An 18904-nucleotide genomic window follows, 5' to 3' on the forward strand; every position below is an offset into this window, starting at 1 on the left:
TAACGTCTATCCCTGGTGAACGACCTGCCCCTTCACGATAGTGTAGGCAGCCGCCCCTTTCAGGCGACACCCGAGAAACGGGGTGTTCTTCGACTTTGAATTGAGGCTCGCCGCATCCAGCATCCACTCCCTCTGCGGGTCGATGATGGTGACGTCGGCGATGGCTCCCGGCTTCAGCGTCCCTCTGGCTATGCCAAGGATCTTCGCGGGGTTGCACGACATTACCGTTACCAGCCCTTGAAGGTCGAGAACCCCCTCCTCGACAAGGGCGAGCGTCAGCGGCAGCGACGTCTCCAGCCCCACGATCCCGTTCATGGCGAGGGGGTATTCCACATCCTTCTCGTCCGCATGGTGCGGCGCGTGATCTGTGGCAATGGCGTCGATCGTCCCGTCGGCGAGAGCCACCTTCATCGCAGCGACGTCGTCGGCTCCGCGCAACGGCGGGTTCATCTTGGCATTGGTGTTGTAGCCGCGTACCGCCTCGTCCGTGAGGGTGAAGTAGTGCGGCGCGGTCTCGCAGGTGACCTTCACGCCACGGGCCTTCGCGTTGCGGATGATGCGAGCGGAGCCTTGCGTGGAGATGTGGGCGATATGAACCGGGGAACCGGTGAACTCGGCGAGGTAGACGTCGCGGGCGACCGCCACGTCCTCCGCGGCCCACGGGATCCCCTTCAGGCCGAGCTCGGTGGAGACAGCACCTTCGTTCATCACCCCTTCGCCGGCAAGGGACATCTCCTCGCTGTGGGAGATGACCGCGATGCCGATTCCCCTGGCGTACTCCAGCGCGCGGCGCATGAGGTCCGCGTCGGAAACGGGCTTCCCGTCGTCGGAGACGGCGACGCACCCGGCTTCCTTCAGCGTCCCGATCTCCGCGAGGCTCTCCCCCTTCCCCCCCTTGGTGATGCACCCGACGGGGAAGACGTTCACCACAGCCTCTTTCTCGGCGCGGTTCAGTATGTAGGAGGTGACCGCCTTGTTGTCGTTCACCGGAGAGGTGTTCGGCATGCAGGCGATGGAGGTGAAACCGCCGGCCGCCGCGGCGCGGCTGCCGCTGGCGATGTCTTCCTTGTACTCCAGCCCCGGATCGCGCAGGTGCACGTGCATGTCGATCAGCCCGGGGGCCACCACCAGGCCGGCCGCGTCGATGACCGGGGTCGTCGCCGGAGCCACGAGATCCGACCCGATTTCCATGACAACGCCGTCGGCGATCAGGATGTCGGTGACAGAGTCGATCCCCTGGGAAGGGTCTATCAGGCGGCCGCCCTTTATCAACAGGTTCATCTGGCACCTCTCAAGCATTGCTGCGGGGGGGCTCCATGGCCGCCTCCGGTTTTGCCGGGAACGCTTCCCTTATCCCGGCCTACATTTCCCTTCGCTGGATCTGCCCCCCCGGCGTCCCCTCCCTTTCAAGGGGAGGGACAGGGTGGGGATGGGGTTCGTCCACCCCCTACTCCGTCGCCAGCGTCCCGCCGCTGACGTGGTAGAGCATCGCCATGCGTACCGCCACGCCGTTTTCCACCTGCTTTAAAATGAATGACTGGTCGCCGTCCATGACGCTGGAGCCGAGTTCGACGCCGCGGTTCACAGGGCCTGGGTGCAGCACCATCGCCCCCGGCTTGGCAAGGGAGAGCACCTGCTCGTTAAGGCCGTAGTAGCGGGAGTATTCGGCGAGGCTCGGCAGGAGGCTCTTCCCCTGGCGCTCCAGCTGGATCCTCAGCATCATCACTACGTCCGCCTGGTCGACCGCCTCGCGGATGTCGCGGCACACAGTTACGTTGCCGAGTCTCTCGATCCCCGGCGGGATCATCGTCGCTGGTCCCGCAAGAAACACCTGCGACCCGAGCTTCGTTAGTCCATAGATGTTGGAGCGGGCTACCCGGCTGTGGGTGATGTCGCCAACGATCGCCACCTTCAGCCCCGCGAGGGTCCCCAGCTGCTGCCGAATGGTGAGCATGTCCAGAAGCGCCTGGGAGGGGTGCTCGTGGGCGCCGTCCCCTGCGTTGATGACGGAGCACGACACCTTCTGCGCCAGGTAGTGGTGGGCGCCGGAGATGCTGTGGCGCATGACGATGATGTCCGGCTGCATGGCCAGGAGGTTCAGCGCGGTGTCGGCGAGGGTCTCTCCCTTCACCACGGAGCTTGTGGAGGCGGAGATGTTCACCGTGTCGGCAGAGAGGCGCTTTGCGGCTATTTCGAAGGAGGTGCGGGTCCTGGTGGAGGCCTCGTAGAAGAGGTTGATGACCGTCTTGCCGCGCAGGGTCGGGACCTTCTTGATATCGCGTGAGTTGATTTCGCTGAGGTTGTCGGCCGTATCGAGGAGGAGCTCGATTTCTTCCCTGCTCAATTCGCTAAGGCCGATGATGTCTTTGTGCCTGAACCCCATGGAACCCCCTGATCATGAAAAAGGACCGGTCCGGGAGGCCGGACCGGCCGCACGACTACTTCTGCAGTATCACTTCGGTCGGCTTGTTCTCGGCGTCGAACGCCACCACGATGTTCTCGCTACGCGAGGTCGGGACGTTTCTCCCCACGAAGTCCGCCCTGATCGGCAGGTCGCGGTGCCCGCGGTCCACCAGCACGGCGAGCTGGATGCAGGAGGGACGCCCCTGGTCCATGAGGGCATCCATTGCGGCCCTGATTGTTCTTCCGGTGAAGAGGACGTCGTCCACGAGGACGACCTTCTTCCCTTCCACCGCGAAGGGGAGCTCGGTCTTTCCGACCGGGAGATGCTCCGCGTGCCCCTTGATGTCGTCGCGGTACATGGTGATGTCCACCGCGCCTACCGGCACGTCCTGCCCCTCGATCTCGGAGAGGCGTGCGGCGAGCTCGTAAGCCAGGTGAACGCCGCCGGTCCTGATACCTACCAGCACGAGGTCGTGGACCCCTTTATTTCTTTCCAGCACTTCGTGCGCGATGCGGGTGAGCGCCCTTTTGACACCGCTGCCATCGAGAATCACGGTATTGTCGGCCATATTACCTCCCCTGCCGGCGCCGAGGCCAGCCATTGCAGTAATTTTCAGCAGTTAAGATCCGAGCAGGTGCAGCCGCCTACAAAAAAAGCCTTCTCGCAAGGGCGAAAAAGGCTCGTTCCACAGCAGACAACCATAGATTGCGTGCGTGTATGCTTCTCCACCTTTGCTAACCTCACAGGGTTAATTTAAAAGGCATCCGATAAATTTTACTCAAATTAGCATTGGGGCAGGCTGGAGTCAAGTTTGATTACTTTAATACATTAAAAACGTACTGTCCGCAGATTACGCAGATTAACGCAGATTTTACCCCAAGAACAAGCTTTATCTCCGGGTGTTTCAAATCTGCGGAATCTGCGTAATCTGCGGACAAAGGTTTTTGATTCACCGCGGCATAGGGCAGTACATGTTGCCGTACGGACGCTTGCTCTTCGGCACGACCTTCACGAACTTCTCACTGAGCACTTCCTGAAGTTCGACGCCGAAGTCGCTGCAGAACTCCTCCAGGTGGGCGTGCAGCGCGATCTCGTCGGTGGGTGTGAGCTCGAACACCCCCACCTCGCGCGAGAGCTTCGCCTCGTCCACACCGCCCCGCACGTAGATCGTCCCGCCGTGCATCCCGGTGCCGAAACTGTAGCCGTGCTTCGGGCGATCCGGGTTGTCGGAAAACATCCCCAGCAGGACGAGGATCCCCCCTGCCATGTACTCGCCGAAGAAGTCCCCGGCACTCCCCCCGACGATCAGGATCGGCATGTTCTCCAGGTACGACTTCATGTGGATTCCCACCCGGTACCCCACGTCCTTCTTGATGTGTAGTTTCCCACCGCGCATCCCATAGCCCAAAACATCGCCGGCATGTCCGTGCACCACCACCTTCCCGGCATTCATGGTGTTGCCGATGTTGTCTTGCCCGTTGTCGTTCACGATGACGGTGGCGCCGTTCATGAACGCGGCGAGGTCGTTTCCGGGGACGCCGTTCACGGTGATCGTCACCGGGCGGTTTACCCCGTCGCCGATGTAATACTGGCCGTTCACGTTGAGAAGCTCGATCCTTTCAGCCCCCTCGGAAACCGCCGCCCGAATCATCGCGTTCAGGTCCTTGTAGTACATGCCGCTCGCATCTATCTGCATCGCGTGCTCCTTCCCTGTGTGTAGCTTCTGTCAGTCCTCAGGCAATGTGGACCGCCGGGAACGCCTTCGGCTTATCCCGGCCTACATGAACACCCTGTAGCCAATGAACCTACGCCACGCCGGCATTCAGCTGCGCCACCACCGGCTCACCGCCGCGCGGCGCCCACACCTTGTCGGGAGCCGGGCAAATCTCCCTGATCGCCGCCTCCTCGGAAGCCATGTACACCATCTCTCCCTTCGTGGCGCACATCAGCGGGCGGAGCTTCACCCGGTCGTTCAGCCCGATCAGGCGTCCGTTGGAGGCGAAGAGGATGGCAAAGGGGCCGTTCAGGAGCGCGCAGCCGTACACCTGGCGGATGGCTGTGAAGAGCTCCTTCTCGTCCTGCGGGAGCTGGTCGATGTTGTCCCAGAAGGGGGAGGCCAGCGCCAGCGAGGCGAGCTCGGGGGAAAGCTGGTGCTTCCGGATCAGGAGGTCGAGCATGTACGCCACCACTTCCGTGTCGGTGAGCATGGTGCAGAGATAGCCGTACATCTCCAGGTAGCGCTTGTTGATCCCGTAGGAGGAGATTTCCCCGTTGTGCACGATCGACCAGTCGAGGAGCGTGAAGGGGTGCGCCCCGCCCCACCACCCCGGCGTGTTGGTCGGGAAGCGGTTGTGCGCGGTCCAGGTGTACCCCTTGTACTCGTCGAGGCGGAAGAACTCCGCGATCTCCTCGGGGTAGCCGACCCCCTTGAAGGCGCCCATGTTGCGCCCCGAGGAGACGACGAACGCCCCTTCGATCTCGTTGTTGATCCGCATCACGTGGCCGACCACGACGTCCTCGTCCGTCATTTTCTGGAACTCGATCGCCTCCTTGTAGGAGTCGGTGGCCAGAGGCTTCGCGAAGTAGCGCTTGAACACCGGCGGGTTCTTGATCGCAGCGACCCGCCTCGTCGGGATCTCCTCCTGCTGCTCCACCTCGAAATACGCCGCGAGGTATTCCTCGGTGAGCTCCAGCGCATGGTCGTTCTCGTACATGAGGTGAAAGGCGAAGAGATCCTTGTACTCGGGGTAGATCCCGTACGCCGCAAAGCCGCCGCCGAGGCCGTTGCCGCGGTCGTGCATGAGGGTGATGGAGCGGATGATGACTTCGCCGCCGATCAGTGCGCCGTCCTTGGCGATGAATCCGGTGAGGCCGCAGTTGGAGATGTCCTTCTGGTATATGTGGGTGGGCTTTTTATTCATGGGGCAGTCGACCTCCGAATGTGTGAGCGATGCTGCGACCCTCTCAGGCGGCCTTCCCTTCCGGGGAGAAGAGCGTCGTGCGCATCTCCTTCGGGAGGTGAACGAAACCGAATTCCGGATCGAGGAGGTGATCCTTGAAAGGCGCCACCTCTACGCGCTGCCGGATCAGCCCCGCAAAAATCCCGGCCCGGTCCACCTTCCCGAGAAGGACCGCGCCGACGAGCCGCCCCTCTTCCAGGACGATCTTCCTGTACACGGATGCGCCGAGGTCGAGGTAGGTGAGTACCTCGTAGCGGTCCCCCGGGTCGGGGTTCGTTATCCCCATGGAAATCGTTGGTATCTTGAAGAGCTCGATGGAGTTCATCAGGAGCCCCCCCTGGTACTCGATCTCGCCACCCGCCATGCTTATCCCGGCGATGTCCCCCTGGATGTAGGCATCCGGCCAGATCGGCATCGGGAGCTTCTTGCCGTAAAAGAAGTCGCGCGCCTCGGCGACGTCCCCCGCCGCATAGACGTTCGGGACGGAGGTGCGCATGGTGTCGTCCACCACGACGCCGCGGTTCACCTCGATGCCGCTCCCCTTCAGGAAGGAGGCGGCAGGGCGCACCCCGATCGCCACGATGACCGTGTCGCACGGGATGAAGTCGCCGGATTTGAGGGTGACGCCGATGATCTCTTCCCCCTCACCGTCGATGCGCACCGCGGTGTCGCCGTTTATGACGTCGATGCCGTTCGCCTTCATCTTCTTCGCCACGATGCGCCCGGCGTTGAGATCGAACGCCGCGGAGAGGATGCGGTCGGCGAGTTCCACGATCGTCACCTGCTTGTCGATCTGGTGCAGACCCTCCGCCGCCTTCAGCCCGATGAGGCCGCCGCCCACGACCACCACCTTCCTGATATCCGCGGACATCCCCTTGATCCGTGCGGCATCGTCCCAGGTGGTGAAGGTAAAGACCCGCTCTTTCCCTGCCATACCCTCGATGGGGGGGACGAACGGATCGCCGCCGGTAGCGATGAGGAGCCTGCCGTAGGGGATGACATCCCCCCCTGCCAGCTTCACCTGCGATGCTTCGCTGTCGACGGAGACCACTTCGCGGCCGAGCAGGAGGTTCACCCGGTTCTTCTCGTAGAAGTCCGCGGGGAGGTACGGCATCCTCTTTTCCGTCACGGCACCCCCGAGGAGATACGAGATGAGCGGACGACCGTACGCCACGTGGCGCTCCCGGGAGATGACCGTGATCGTCCCCTCGCTGTCGACTTTCCTGATCCCCCTGATGGCGCCGACCGCGGCAACCGAATTTCCGATGATGACGTAGTTCATTTGGGCGTCCCCTCCTTGAAGACGAGCGCCCTGTTCGGGCAGGCGCAGACGCAGGCAGGGACCTCGCGGTCCGGGCACATGTCGCACTTGTTCGCCTTCTTCGCCTTCACGTTGCGCTGCACCGCGCCGTAGGGGCAGGCCATCACGCAGGACCAGCAGCCGATGCACTGCTCCGTGTCCATCCGTACCACCCCCGCCTCATCCTTCTGGATCGCGCCGGAGACGCAGGCCCTCAGGCAGTCCGGCTCGTCGCAGTGGCGGCAGTTGGTGGAGAAGGAAAGGATCCCCCCGTCGCGCTCCTCAACCGTGCAGCGGGCGATGGGGCGGTTCTCCTCGTGCAGGAAGGCCCGCACCGGATCCTTGGAGCGGGAATGCTCGGTAATGCAGGCTACCTCGCAGAGGTGGCAGCCGATGCAGACATCTTCCAGGGAATATACTCGTTTCATTGCCGATCCTCTTTTTCCAGGAATCAACTGCCTCCCTACTCGCCTCACTCGCCGGCGGGCATGACACCCAGGATGTTCATGTCCTTCTCGGTGAGCCCTACCGCACGCAGCTTGTAGCGGTTGCCGCGCAGCGACTCGAGGGCGTTCAGCCCCATGCCGCCAAGGATCTCCTGCATCTCGTGCCCCCAGGCGTGAATCAGGTTCACCAGCCGCTCCGCCCCGATCTCGGGATTGAGTCGCTTTGCGAGGTAGGCGTTGTTGGTGGTGATTCCCCACGGGCATTTCCCGGTGTAGCAGCGCTGGCACAGGGTGCAGCCGAGCGCGAGCAGGGTGGAGGTACCGAGATTTATGGCGTCGGCGCCAAGGGCGATCGCCTTGATGGCGTCGCTGGAGCTTCGCACCCCGCCCCCCACCACGATGGAGACCTGGTTCCTGATCCCTTCATCGCGCAGGCGGGAATCGACCGCGGCGAGAGCGAGCTCCATGGGGATCCCCACGTTGTCCCGGATCGCCTGTGGAGCCGCGCCGGTACCGCCGCGGAAGCCGTCGATGGTGACGATGTCGGCGCCTGCGCGTGCGATGCCGGAGGCGATCGCCGCCACGTGGTGCACGGCCGCGATCTTCACCGATACCGGCTTCTCGTAGTTCGTCGCCTCCTTCAGGGCGTAGATCAGCTGGCGCAGGTCCTCGATCGAGTAGATGTCGTGATGCGGCGCCGGCGAGAGCGCATCGGTGCCGATCGGGATCATCCTTGTCTCGGAGATGGCGTCGTTTACCTTCTCCCCCGGGAGGTGCCCGCCGATGCCAGGCTTTGCCCCCTGCCCCACCTTGATCTCGATCGCCACCCCGGCGTTGAGATACCCTTCCGAAACGCCGAAGCGGCCGGAGGCGACCTGGACGATGACGTTCTTGCCGTACCGGTACAGGTCCTTGTGCAGCCCACCCTCACCGGTGTTGTACAGCGTCCCGAGCTCTTGTGCGGCGGCCGCCATGGCGCGGTGAGCGTTCAGGTTCAGCGCGCCGTAGCTCATGGCGGAAAAGATGAAGGGGAACTCGAGCTTTAGCTGCGGCGAGAGCTTTGTCTTCAGCTTCACCTTCCCCGTCTTTTCATCCCGCACCGTCTCCACCCGGTCCGGCTTTTTGCCGAGGTAGGTGCGCAACTCCATCGGCTCGCGCAGCGGGTCGATCGACGGGTTGGTAACCTGGGAGGCGTCCAAAAGGAGGTGGTCCCAGTAGATCGGGAACTTCATCGGGTTCCCCATCGCGGAAAGCAGAATCCCGCCGCTCTCGGCCTGCGCGTGCAGGTTCCTGATGTGCCCCGTGGACCAGGAGGCATTCTCCTTGAACGATTCCTGGTTCAGCCTGATGCTGATCGCGCCGGTCGGGCAGAGCGCGGAGCACCGACGGCAGCCGATGCAGGCAGTGCTGTCCTCGATGAGGGTATCCTCCTCCTCGAGGTAGGAGTGCACGTTGTAGGAGCACTGGCGCACGCACACCTTGCACCTGATGCACTTCGTGTCACTCCTGTGGATCTCGAACTCATTGAATGATTCGTTTACCGATTTATAAAGCACTTTCCTCGCCTCCTGAGTGACGGTTCACAGCACGCGCAGTTGCTATTTATGTGCCGCTACCAATCTATCCTCACGCTCATGCCCAAACGGCTGTGATCATACTGCTTTTTTGGCTGATCGGCAACAGGCGATTATAATATTGTTTAGTTAAAGCCAGCTTTCAGAGTAAAAAAATCTCTCCCTGCTGAGTAGCAGGAACACACGCAGACGCACGCTTGCCATCCCGAAGTCAAAGTGCTATAGCTACTGGTCCCCTGGCGTCTGGCCGGTACAGTTGACCGTGGCGTGCTTTGCTGGAATGCCGGAAGAATTCGTTGCAGACGGTGCGTTTTTTTTGTGGTTCGGGGTAAGAGGCAGGAAGTGCCGACGTCCGAATAGTGTGTGGCAATTAATCTAAAAAGGAAACGAGTTTTTTATGCTGACAGGAAAACAAAGAAGGTATCTACGGGGTATAGGGCACGGGCTGAAGCCTGTCATCACCGTGGGCAAGGGCGAGATCAGCGAAGCGGTGCTGCGCGAGACGAACGAGGCACTGGAAAGTCACGAACTCATCAAGGTGAAGATACTGGAAAGCTGCATGCTCGACCGCCACGAGGTGGCGGAGTCGCTCTCGAGCGAGTGCAGCGCAGATGTGGCGCAGGTGCTGGGAAGGACGATCCTCCTGTACCGTGCTGCAAAGGAACCGCGGATGGAGCTGCCGAAGTAGGAAATATCGTGGTGCGGGGGCGGGATAGGGATTAGAGAACCCCATCCCCACCCTGTCCCTCCCCTTGAAAGGGAGGGGACGTTGGGGCGGCGAACGCTGCTAAAGTTGCATAAACAGTCGGGACTCTGGATCTTCTTCAATCCTGAACGTCCCCTCCCCCCCGTGCGGAGGAGGGACAGGGTGGGGGGAAGGTGCCACGAGTTCAGGAGATGGCGGCTTCACCCACCCCCTGCCCCCCTCCCGTCGAGGGAGGGGAACGTGATGGCGATCGCCTCTCTACATCCCTCTACACCCTCTCATACGGCTCGAAGAGCCTCTTGTACTCATCAAGCGCAAAACGGTCCGTCATCCCGGCGATGTAGTCGCAGATGACGCGCTCCCGCCCGTCCCGCTCCATCTTCAGCTGATGCTTCATGGGGAGCAGGGTCGGGTGCTTCAGGTACACCTCGAAAAGCTGCTCCAGGTAGCGCTCCGCCTTCACCCTCATACGCTCCACCTTGTGATGCCGGTAGAGATTGTGCATCAGGAAGCGCTTCAACTCCCTGTTCTTCTTCGCCATCTCGGTGCTGAACCCCACCACCTGCTGATTCAAGGACCGCAAGTCCTCCTGCGTCTTGATCCCGTGGTACTCCAGGTTTGCGAGGGTCGTCGTCACCACGTCGGTGATGAGGACGCCGATGAGTGCGCTTATCGTCTGGCAGCGGGCCCTCTCCCGGTCGATTCCGGGGTGCTTTTGCTCGATCGTCTCGTGCACCTCCCGCCAGAGCGCCACCTCCTTCAGCTGCGACATGGTGATGTACCCGGACTCCAGGCCGTCGTCGATGTCGTGGTTGTTGTAGGCGATTTCGTCGGCAAAGTTGATGAGCTGCGCCTCCACGGTCGGCACCGTGCCCGGGAGGAATTCCGCAAATGCCGCCGACGGATTGTCGTAGCGGGAAGAATGCTTGATGATCCCCTCGCGCACCTCCCACGAGAGGTTGAGGCCGTTGAAGCCGGGGTAGCGCTCCTCGAGCTCGTCCACGATGCGCAGCGACTGCAGGTTGTGCTCGAAGCCGCCTGCCCCTTCCATCAGCCGGTTCAGCACCTCCTCACCGGTATGCCCGAAGGGGGTATGCCCGAGATCATGAGCGAGGGCAAGAGCCTCGGTGAGCTCCTCGTTCAGCCGCAGCCTGCGCGCTATCCCCTTCCCGATCTGAGCCACCTCGAGAGAGTGGGTGAGGCGGGTGCGGTAGTAGTCCCCCTCGTGATTGACGAAGACCTGCGTCTTGTATTCCAGACGCCGGAAAGCCGCGCAATGGATAATGCGATCGCGGTCCCTCTCGAAGGCGGGGCGGTCGTCGCGGAAATCTTCCTCATATTTCCTCCCCCGTGACACCTCGCTCCTCGCCGCGTACGCCGCAAGGTCCGTGCGCTCCATAGAATGCGCCTCTGTCATCAATCATTCCTCCAGCATAAAAAAAAGTTCGTCATGGGCCAGTCTGGGGATAAAGCGGCAGGACGTCCCCTCCCCCCATGCGCGGGAGGGACAGGGTGGGGGGGAAGGCGCCACCAGTTCAGCCTATGGCAGCTTCACCCACCCCCTGTCCCCCTCCCGTCAAGGGAGGAGGGACCTCACGCTCTACCTCCCCCGTCACGTCGGCCGCACGGCTTTGTAGGCCGGGATAAGCCGAAGGCGTTCCCGGCATCTCCCGCGGCGCCGCGGATGAATCTACCACAACACGCGACAGTTACAAAAGCCTAAGAAAAAGCTTTTATGGTGCAGGAGTGGACGGCTGTCAACCGGAAAGTTGCCATTGACGGGGTGCGCCCCCCGTGCTACAAGGGACCCTTTCCGCCTTTACCTGTTAATGATAAACGATGAGACAATGCCTTTTCACGGATCAGGCAAGGTATACGTGGTAGCCGAAGGGGTTACGCTGTGCCATAATCGCGCGGTCTGACCACCCGACCTTTGGCAGGGGGCAGAGCGGCAAGGGGAGTAGCGAAAGTGCGCATAATCGCCGGAGTGGCACGGGGACAAAAGCTCAACGCACCGAAGGGGATGCGGGTGCGCCCGACCGCCGACCGGGTGAAGGAAGCGCTTTTCAGCATCATCGCCAGCCGTCTCGGGAGCTTCGAGGGACTTCGCGTCCTGGACATCTTCGCCGGCACCGGAAACCTCGGCATCGAGGCCCTGAGCCGCGGCGCGGGCTACGCTCTCTTCATCGATTCCCATCGCGATTCCGTGACTGTCTTGAAGCAGAACCTGCAGCAGGTGAAGCTGGCAGAGAAGGCAAAGGTACTGGCGCAGGATGCGGTCGCCGCGCTGAGAGCCGCTTCGGTCACCGAGGCGCCCTTCGACCTCGTACTGCTCGATCCCCCGTACCGCCAGGGACACGCCGAGCGCGTGCTGGAAGTACTCGGGGCGTCCCCCCTTGTCTCTGAGGAAACGCTCGTCGTTGCAGAGTTCGCAAAGGGGGAAACTATCCCCGTATCCTTCGGGCGGCTGCAGGAGATCGACAGAAGGAACTATGGCGACACGGTCCTCTCTTTCCTGGTGCTGGGGACGGAAGAAACGGAGCCGGAGCCTTCCGAGGTCGAATAAATGTGATATTGTCCGCTAAACTTTTAAGGAGGGAGATTTTCCCCCTCTGGCGGACCGGCACGAAAGTCATCAGGCCTTGTCCGCGTGAAAATTCCCCTTTTCTGCCTCAACCTGATTACAAAGAGGTAAACAGTGTCCCCGAAAATAGCTGTATATCCAGGCTCTTTCGATCCCATCACCTATGGTCACCTGGACATAATCGAGCGCTCCCTGCAGGTCTTCGATCGCGTCATCGTCGCGGTCGCCATAAACTCCACCAAAAAATCGCTCTTTTCCATCGAGGAACGCACGGCGCTTCTGAACGAGGTACTGAAGGACGAGCCGCGGGTGCGGGTCGACTCCTTCAGCGGGCTCCTCGTGGACTACGTCAACTCCCAGGGAGCCGAGGTTATCGTCCGAGGGTTGCGGGCGGTCTCCGACTTCGAGTTCGAATTCCAGCTGGCCCAGATGAACAGAAGCCTCGCGCAACATATCCAGACTCTCTTCATGATGACCTCCGTCCCCTACAGCTTCCTCTCGTCTTCCATCATCAAGGAAGTCAGCTCACTTAATGGATCCGTTGACGGCATGGTGCCTCCGCTGGTAAAGGCGGCACTCGATGCCAAATTCAAAAGATAAATAGGCCAAGCAGCACATTTGTCGACACAAGGAGACAGCAATGAAACTTGCAGACCGCGTGAACAAGATCCAGCCCTCACCCACACTCGCCATCGACGCAAAGGCAAAGGCTCTCAAGGCCCAGGGCGTTGACATCGTCGGCTTCGGCGCCGGCGAGCCGGATTTCGACACCCCCGCCAACATCAAAGAGGCGGCGAAAAAGGCGATCGATGCCGGCTTCACCAAGTACACCCCGGTAGGTGGCACCGATGAGCTCAAAGACGCCATCATTGCCAAGCTGCAGAGGGACAACGGTCTCTCCTACGAGCGCGGCGAGATCTCGGTAGCCTGCGGCGCGAAGCACACCCTGTACAACATCTCCCAGGCACTTATCCAGGAAGGTGACGAGGTCATCATCCCCGCTCCGTACTGGGTCTCCTACCCGGACCAGGTCGTTTTGGCCGGCGGCAAGCCTGTCTTCATCGAGACCGACCAGGCGAGCGGGTTCAAGATCACCCCGCAGCAGCTCGAGGCGGTCATCACCCCGAACACGAAGGCGCTCCTCCTCAACTCCCCGTGCAACCCGACCGGCTCCGCCTACAGCGTCGAGGAGCTCCAGGCCCTCGGCCAGGTCTGCCTGAAGCACGACTTCTACATCATCTCCGACGACATTTATGAGAAGCTCGTGTACGACGGCCTGAAGTTCACCAACATCGCCACCGCTGTTCCCGAGCTCAAGCCGCGCGTCGTGGTGGTGAACGGCGTCTCCAAAGCGTACTCCATGACCGGCTGGAGGATCGGCTATGCCGCAGGTCCGAAGACCCTGATGGACGCCATCACCAAGATGCAGTCGCAGTCGACCTCCAACCCGACCTCCATCGCGCAGAAGGCCGCCGTGGAGGCGCTGAACGGTCCCCAGGACGCAGTCGCCGCCATGGTGGTGGAATTCGAGAAGCGCCGCACCTACATCGTCGACCGTCTGAACGCCATTCCCGGCGTCACCTGCTTCAGGTCGACCGGTGCCTTCTACGCCTTCCCGGACTTCTCCTCTATCTACGGCAAGAGCTTCGAGGGGAAGGTCATCAGCAACTCCACCGACTTCGCCGCCTATCTCCTGGAGCACGCGAAGGTGGCGCTCGTTCCGGGGATTGCCTTCGGCGCCGACAAGTACGCGCGCCTTTCCTATGCCACGAGCATGGATAACATCAAAAAGGGTCTCGACAGGATCGAAGAGGCAGTGCTCAATCTGAAGTAAACCCGCTCTTGCAAGGCGGAAAACCATCTGCTAGTCTTAGGGCGTCCGTATAGCGCGGGCGCCCTTTTTTATGTATCAACGCTGTTTGGAACCGTGAGGGAACTACCGTGATCAGCAAGGAAATGACTATAACCGAGATACTGCGGCGCTATCCCGAGACCCTCCCCATCCTCCAAAGCTACGGTCTCGACTGTTACGACTGCCAGCTTGCGGAGTTCGAGGCGCTCGAGCACGGCGCGAAGGTACACAAGATCGACCTCGACACCCTCCTGAACGAGCTGAACGCGAAGCTCGCCGCATAAACCGGCTCCCCCCTCCTCTTCCTGATCATCGCCCTCCCCGCGGCGCTGTCGTCGCACGTCTGCTGTCCGAAAAAGATCACAGCTCATCTTCATCCCGTATCTCCTGAACCACCCGCTGCCACTTTTCCTGCACACATAGAAACGCATCCACAACATCGGGATCAAAGAGCTTTCCTTTCCCTTGCATCATGATCTTTACCGCGTCATCGTGTGTGATCGGCTTGTTGTACACCCTCTGTGTCACCATCGCATCGTAGGCGTCGACGAGCGCCATGGCACGCCCCACCCACGGTATGTCGTCACCCGCCAGCCCCTGAGGGTAGCCGCTTCCGTCCCAGCGCTCGTGGTGTGTGTAGATAATCTCCTTCGCGTAGCGGATCAGTTCGTCGTCGTGGATCCCCACCCGCGCCGCTGCTTTGGCAATGGCGTCCCGGCCGAATATGGTGTGCTTCTTCACCAGGTCGTATTCCTCCCTGGTGAATCCCGACGCCTTGCGCAGCAGCTGGTCGGGAAGCCCCACCTTCCCGATGTCGTGCAGCGGAGCAAGCTTCGAGACGAGCTCGATCGTCTCCTGGTCGAGGAAACCGAATCGGGGGAAGCGCCTGAGCTCCTCGCAGAGGATGTGGAGATAGCGCTGGCAGCGCAGCACGTGCGCGCCTGTCTCCATGTCCCTGATCTCTGTCAACGAAGCGAGCGAGGTCATAACCAGATCCCGCGCCTTCACAAGATCGTGCCCCTGATGCTCCACCCCCTTTTCGAGATACACGGTCCGCAGGACCGTCAGGAGCGAGAAGTTCACACCCAGCACCACGATCGGAAAGACCGGGCCCAGGAGGATGCCGTGGGAGCGCAGCAGCCACGCTCCGGCCGACCAGGCCGCAAAGGCGATCGCGCCAAGGACGAGGGCGCCGCGCAGCGCCGGCAGAAAAAGGGGGAGAAGAGTTGCGCAGCCGCCGAGCGCCAGGACGAGGAGAATGCGCCACACCCACGGGCTCTCACGAACCAGATCCCCCCGCATGATGTTATCAGCCGCGGTGGCATGCACCTGCACACCCGAGAGCATTGCCTCGAGAGGAGTCGCCACCGCCTCCCCCATCCCCGTCGCCGTCGCACCCACAAAGACGATGCGTCCCCTGAGGATGTCCGGGGGAACTCGTCCCTGAAGAAGAGCGGCGGCCGAGATCGGCTTCACCCCCCCGTACTCCCGGTAGCGCAGCAGAAGCCGTCCCCGCGAATCGAGCGGAACCCGCTCACTTCCAAGCTGCAGGATCCTCTCACCGCTCCAGGTCGAACGAAAAGAGATCCCCCCGCTTCCTTTCCCCTTGAGGACCGCCGCCAGGGCGAGACTCGGAAAGAGCCTCCCCTCCCGCGCCATCACCACAGGCATGCGCCGCAGTATCCCGCCGTGCTCCATGGCGGCGTTCACAAAGCCGGAACGCGCGCACCCGGCGAACTCGGGGAGGCTCGCTACCGCGCCGGTCGGATGCCAGAGCGTCTCTGCCGGGTCAGCCCCCCCCTTTTCCCTCACAGTTACGACCGGCAGCGGATGCAGCACCTGCCGCCCCCGGGGCGCCTCGCGGGCCCCGAAGGTGAATTCGTACCCCAGCACGAACGGCCCCCGGCAAAGAATGGCCGCAAGCTCGCGATCCCCTGGCGAAAGCACGGCAGCATTCTCCCCCGGGATCCTCTCCCTCTCTGGAAAAAGTGCATCGATGGCGATGACCGCGGGTTTCTGCGCAGCTATCGATTTCAGAAGGCGGGCGACTTCGGAGCGGGGCCAGGGCCAGCGGCCGACGAGAGCGAGTGCTTCATCGTCGACGGCCACGACGGCTGGAGGGGGAGCTTGCGTTGCAGGGGGACCTGCGGCGATTTCCAGGTCGAAGAAGCGATCCTCAAGGTGGGCAAGATGTGCGGGATTGTACAGTGCGATCAGTGCGGCGAGAACGGTGACTCCCAGGCCGATGGAAAGGAGGAGGGGGATGCGGGTCAATTCACGGCGGCGATCCTTTATGCTGGAGTGCACGATTCCTCACCGTCCTTTCTCAGCGTACCGTTACCTCCGCCCGCCGGTTGCACGACTCCGACGTCTGATCGGGGGTCTGCACCTTGAGCTCGCATTCGCCGCGGGAAAGGAGGTCGACCCGGAGCGGCGCCGCTCCCATCTTCTGCAGGAGGTTAAGGACCTTCCGAGCGCGCCGGGTGGCGAGGTCGTAGTTGTATGGCTCAGATGCCACCGTATCTGTATGCCCTACGATGATCACCTCGGCAGCAGGACGTTGCTGCACGCATCTGACGATCTCGGGCAGGAGGCGCTGCGACTGCGCGGTCAGCTCTGTGGAGTTGAAATGGAAGAAAAGGACGAAGTGCACGGGCTGTGGCGGAAGGGCGGACAGAACCTTCAGAACCTCCGACTGCGCGTTCATCTCCCCTACCCTCTCAGGCTTCCCGGGGGGGACCAGATCATTCCGGATCTCCACCTTTTCCCACGGTTGGTTCAGCACCTGGCTCCCCTCCAAGGTGGAGACAACGACCTCACCGGGAGGCTCCCCCTCTTTCGGTAGGAGGACCACATAGCTCTTTGGCGCCGCGCACCCGGAGAGGATGGCGAGCAAAAGGAGACAGCAGCAATACGCCGGGGGGAGGCGGAGGAACGGAGTCATGGCTCTATCCTGGCGACGAAGTAGGTCCCTCGGACCCCGAGGGTGGCAACCGGTGTCTCTACCCGTACGCTCCCTGGTGCGAGCTTTGCGATCTTGCCCGAGAGATAGCCGAAGACGCCCCGCGCGACCCGCACCACCATCCCGAGACTTCCGCGGGCCGGGTCGTAGGCAAAGTGCTCGATGGTACTTTCGGTGGAGGGCCCGAGCGAGAGGGCCGTGTCATCCTCCAGCAGGACCCCCATGGTGCCATTGCTGCCGGTGAGAAGCCTGTCCCCCCGGAGAAGCTGAAACCCCACCGTGGCTGGGAGACGGCGGCCATCGCGGACGACGTATCCTTCGCCCGATACGTTCTTGACCATGCCTACCCGCCCCTGAGGCGCCTCGGCGGAAACAGTGCAGGGATCTGCGATGGACAGGAAGACGACAAGGATGAAAAAGAGAAGTCTTGCCCCTGCTTGCCGCAGGTGCATAGCGTGGAAGGTAGCACTACCGGTGAAGCCCCCTTTGTCATTGAGAAAGTCCATCTGATTGCACCCTTTCTCCCTCCGGGAAAGGCCGGGCAAGGGAAGGTACTCTCCTCGCCCGGCTCTATTGCACCTCTGCGCACCGGGATAGCTCCCGGTGCCTCTAAAGGGACATCTTACTGCGAAACGCGCCCTCCGGCAGCACCCTGGTTCAGGATGATGACTTCCACCCTGCGGTTCAGCTGCCTGCCGTGGCGGGTGTCGTTGCTCGCCACCGGGTTTGTCTTGCCGTTCCCCTTGATGCTGATGCGGTCGTCGTCGACACCGCGATCGGCCAGGGCCTGGCGCACTGCGTCCGCCCTCCTTTCAGAGAGATCCTTGTTGTACGCCGCGCTCCCAACGTTGTCGGTGTACCCCTCGATCATCAGGTTGCGGTCCGGATGGTTGTTCAGGAAGTCCGCGAGTTTGTCTATGGCATTCTTCGCGCGCGGCGATATGTCGGATTTTCCCGTCTCGAAGAGGACGTCGCCGAGCGTCACCACAAGCCCGCGCTCCGTCTCCGTCGCCTTCATGTTGGAAAGTTCCCTCATAAGCTCGGCCTGCTCGGTCCGGGCCTGCATCGCCTCGGCCCGTGCCTGTTCCGAGGTCTTTCTCGCCTCTTCAGCCGTCGCGGCGTTCTGCTGGGCTTCCTGACGGACCTTCGCGAGCTCCTGCTCCCGTGTGGCCATCTGTTCCTTGGCCTGGCGCGCTTCCTGGGCAGTCATGGCAGCCCGCTCGTTTGCCAGGCGCGCCTCGCGTTCACGTTTCTGCATGAGGAGCGCCGTGTTCTCCTTGCTCATCTTTTGCAGCTGCGCCTCAGCCATTTTCCCTTCTGTCATGCTACGCGCGGTCTGCACCTTCTTTTGCGCGACGTAGGCGAAGCTGCTCATCTTGTCCGCGTTATGTGCCTTTTCCGCCTCCTGCAGCGCCAGGTTCGCCTCCAGAAGCATGTCGGGAGCGGTGGCCTCCACATGCGGATCGGCTTTTGCTGCCGCATACGCCGCTCGCGCCTGCTCAAGCTGGTCCTGGGCATAGGTATCGTCGAGTGTGGAACTGCACCCTCCGATGACCAGCCCCAGCGGAACGAGCGCGAGGGCAGCGGCTATCGTCAACACTCTGCTTGCGGTATGAATCATGGCCCTTTTACCTCCGAGGTATTACGGTGACTGGCTGTTTTGTATCTCCTTTCTGAGCATGCTCACGCTCTCCTGAACGTCCTTCACCATCTGCTGTGTTCTTGCCGTCGTTGCCCTCGCGCGGGCGTAGTCGGCATCAGCCGCCGCCTCGTTGGCGAGTCTCATTGCCCCATCGTAATCCTGGTTTATCTGGGCAGCCTTCGCGGCGTTTAGCTTGTCCTGCGCCATTCTGAGCTCGGCCGGAGCCACTGTCCTCGTATTTCCTTCACTTGCTACGGCAACGGCCTTGTCGGCCGCGTCGATCCTGCCTGTCGCCATTTCGCTCGTGGCGGCGCACCCTCCGAGGAGGGCAAGCCCCAGGAGCGCCAGCGCTGCGGGTAGGCCGTGCAGCTTGATGTTATTTGAATGCATAGTGGTCGCCTCCCGATCGTTTGAATTAGTGCGTCTACACCAGTGTAAATTTTATCAGATTTTGCGGCACTCTCCTTTCAACCC

The 18904-nt window shown here is 61.8% G+C and carries 19 protein-coding genes; 5 read left to right on the forward strand and 14 right to left on the reverse strand.

Annotated features, from left to right (window positions below; translation table 11 throughout):
• Positions 1-6 precede the first annotated feature (6 nt).
• The 8 genes from LPW11_RS21730 to LPW11_RS21765 form a co-directional block, all read right to left on the reverse strand.
• Positions 7-1281 (reverse strand): dihydroorotase, encoded by a 1275-nt coding sequence (locus LPW11_RS21730; RefSeq protein ID WP_230995960.1) that lies wholly within the window; start codon positions 1279-1281, stop codon positions 7-9.
• 166 nt (positions 1282-1447) lie between these two features.
• On the reverse strand, positions 1448-2383 hold the full coding sequence (locus LPW11_RS21735; protein ID WP_230995961.1) for an aspartate carbamoyltransferase catalytic subunit: 936 nt from the start codon (positions 2381-2383) through the stop codon (positions 1448-1450).
• Between the two features lie 55 nt (positions 2384-2438).
• Positions 2439-2972, reverse strand: a complete 534-nt coding sequence (gene pyrR, locus LPW11_RS21740; RefSeq protein WP_230995962.1) for a bifunctional pyr operon transcriptional regulator/uracil phosphoribosyltransferase PyrR — start codon at positions 2970-2972, stop codon at positions 2439-2441.
• Between the two features lie 381 nt (positions 2973-3353).
• Complete coding sequence (locus tag LPW11_RS21745) at positions 3354-4100, reverse strand: hypothetical protein (RefSeq protein WP_230995963.1); 747 nt, start codon at positions 4098-4100, stop codon at positions 3354-3356.
• A 109-nt stretch (positions 4101-4209) separates the two neighbouring features.
• Positions 4210-5325, reverse strand: a complete 1116-nt coding sequence (locus tag LPW11_RS21750; RefSeq protein WP_230995964.1) for a class II glutamine amidotransferase — start codon at positions 5323-5325, stop codon at positions 4210-4212.
• Positions 5326-5368: 43 nt separating this feature from the next.
• A complete protein-coding gene (locus LPW11_RS21755; protein ID WP_230995965.1) occupies positions 5369-6646 on the reverse strand; it encodes an NAD(P)/FAD-dependent oxidoreductase in 1278 nt (425 codons plus the stop codon).
• On the reverse strand, positions 6643-7092 hold the full coding sequence (locus tag LPW11_RS21760; protein ID WP_230995966.1) for a 4Fe-4S dicluster domain-containing protein: 450 nt from the start codon (positions 7090-7092) through the stop codon (positions 6643-6645). The genes LPW11_RS21755 and LPW11_RS21760 overlap by 4 nt, the downstream gene beginning before the upstream one ends.
• Before the next feature lie 44 nt (positions 7093-7136).
• Positions 7137-8666: a glutamate synthase-related protein gene (locus LPW11_RS21765; protein WP_230995967.1), complete on the reverse strand. Its 1530-nt coding sequence runs from the start codon at positions 8664-8666 to the stop codon at positions 7137-7139.
• Positions 8667-9081: 415 nt separating this feature from the next.
• Here LPW11_RS21765 and yhbY point away from each other — a divergent pair, with 415 nt between their 5' ends.
• Positions 9082-9372, forward strand: coding sequence for a ribosome assembly RNA-binding protein YhbY (yhbY, locus tag LPW11_RS21770; protein ID WP_230995968.1), 291 nt, complete (start codon positions 9082-9084; stop codon positions 9370-9372).
• Positions 9373-9658: 286 nt separating this feature from the next.
• Here yhbY and LPW11_RS21775 read toward each other — a convergent pair whose 3' ends face one another.
• Positions 9659-10807, reverse strand: coding sequence for a deoxyguanosinetriphosphate triphosphohydrolase (locus tag LPW11_RS21775; RefSeq protein ID WP_230995969.1), 1149 nt, complete (start codon positions 10805-10807; stop codon positions 9659-9661).
• A 516-nt stretch (positions 10808-11323) separates the two neighbouring features.
• Between LPW11_RS21775 and rsmD the strand changes: the two genes are divergently transcribed.
• The 4 genes from rsmD (at position 11324) to LPW11_RS21795 (ending at position 14110) form a co-directional block, all read left to right on the forward strand.
• The gene (rsmD, locus tag LPW11_RS21780) at positions 11324-11956 is read left to right on the forward strand and encodes a 16S rRNA (guanine(966)-N(2))-methyltransferase RsmD (protein WP_269145365.1); all 633 of its coding nucleotides are present in this window, start codon (positions 11324-11326) and stop codon (positions 11954-11956) included.
• 132 nt (positions 11957-12088) lie between these two features.
• Complete coding sequence (gene coaD / locus LPW11_RS21785; protein ID WP_230995971.1) at positions 12089-12574, forward strand: pantetheine-phosphate adenylyltransferase; 486 nt, start codon at positions 12089-12091, stop codon at positions 12572-12574.
• Between the two features lie 40 nt (positions 12575-12614).
• Positions 12615-13808, forward strand: a complete 1194-nt coding sequence (locus LPW11_RS21790) for a pyridoxal phosphate-dependent aminotransferase (RefSeq protein ID WP_230995972.1) — start codon at positions 12615-12617, stop codon at positions 13806-13808.
• Between the two features lie 107 nt (positions 13809-13915).
• The gene (locus LPW11_RS21795; protein WP_230995973.1) at positions 13916-14110 is read left to right on the forward strand and encodes a DUF1858 domain-containing protein; all 195 of its coding nucleotides are present in this window, start codon (positions 13916-13918) and stop codon (positions 14108-14110) included.
• Between the two features lie 76 nt (positions 14111-14186).
• Here the strand turns inward: LPW11_RS21795 and LPW11_RS21800 are convergent, their stop codons facing one another.
• The 5 genes from LPW11_RS21800 to LPW11_RS21820 all read right to left on the reverse strand — a co-directional run bounded on the left by LPW11_RS21800 (position 14187) and on the right by LPW11_RS21820 (position 18820).
• A complete protein-coding gene (locus tag LPW11_RS21800) occupies positions 14187-16133 on the reverse strand; it encodes a CHASE2 domain-containing protein (protein ID WP_230995974.1) in 1947 nt (648 codons plus the stop codon).
• A 19-nt stretch (positions 16134-16152) separates the two neighbouring features.
• Complete coding sequence (locus LPW11_RS21805; protein WP_230995975.1) at positions 16153-16770, reverse strand: OmpA family protein; 618 nt, start codon at positions 16768-16770, stop codon at positions 16153-16155.
• Positions 16767-17294, reverse strand: a complete 528-nt coding sequence (locus LPW11_RS21810; protein ID WP_230995976.1) for a FecR family protein — start codon at positions 17292-17294, stop codon at positions 16767-16769. Before LPW11_RS21810 ends, LPW11_RS21805 begins: the two co-directional genes overlap by 4 nt.
• A 116-nt stretch (positions 17295-17410) precedes the next feature.
• Positions 17411-18409, reverse strand: coding sequence for an OmpA family protein (locus LPW11_RS21815; protein WP_230995977.1), 999 nt, complete (start codon positions 18407-18409; stop codon positions 17411-17413).
• Positions 18410-18430: 21 nt separating this feature from the next.
• Entirely contained in the window at positions 18431-18820 is a 390-nt protein-coding gene (locus tag LPW11_RS21820) for a DUF4398 domain-containing protein (RefSeq protein WP_230995978.1), read from the reverse strand.
• Between the last annotated feature and the right edge of the window lie 84 nt (positions 18821-18904).

It is taken from the genome of Geomonas sp. RF6 (genome assembly GCF_021044625.1).
Classification (GTDB): Bacteria; Desulfobacterota; Desulfuromonadia; order Geobacterales; family Geobacteraceae; genus RF6.